The following is a 344-nucleotide window of genomic DNA, read 5'->3' as shown; positions in this document are numbered from 1 at the left end:
GGCTGCCGATAGAACAGGTTCTGGGAGAAGTCAGTGCCGTCGGCCAGTGGCAATTCATCCTGCAGGATCGGTTCGTCCGGACGGCATACCAGTTCGTAGAAGCGACGTAGGTCCGCCTCGGCCTGGCCGAGGTGATCCGGGTGCGGGTTGAACCAGCGGATCAACCAGTTCCTGATCTCCTGTCCGCCCATGCGCGAAGCGACGATGCCGGCGTTCGCCAGGCCGCCTTGGATACGCTCGCAGATGGATTTCAGGTACGCCGCCGGGTCCTGTCCGCGAATCTGCGCATCCGCATTGCGGATCCGGCGGTACACGACCATCCGCACGCGCCGCTGTTGTCCTCG

1 protein-coding gene is annotated in these 344 nt (G+C 64.0%); it reads right to left on the bottom strand.

Translation table 11 applies throughout. The features are described 5' to 3' along the window. Nucleotides 1-344, bottom strand: a 344-nt coding sequence (locus HMPREF2924_RS15385; RefSeq protein ID WP_168172958.1) for a TraC family protein, incomplete at both ends; no start/stop codon positions are given.

Origin of the sequence: Pseudomonas sp. HMSC063H08 (assembly GCF_001813645.1) — a bacterium.
GTDB classification, from domain to species: domain Bacteria; phylum Pseudomonadota; class Gammaproteobacteria; order Pseudomonadales; family Pseudomonadaceae; genus Pseudomonas; species Pseudomonas aeruginosa.
This window is presented reverse-complemented; position numbering and strand designations above follow the sequence as displayed.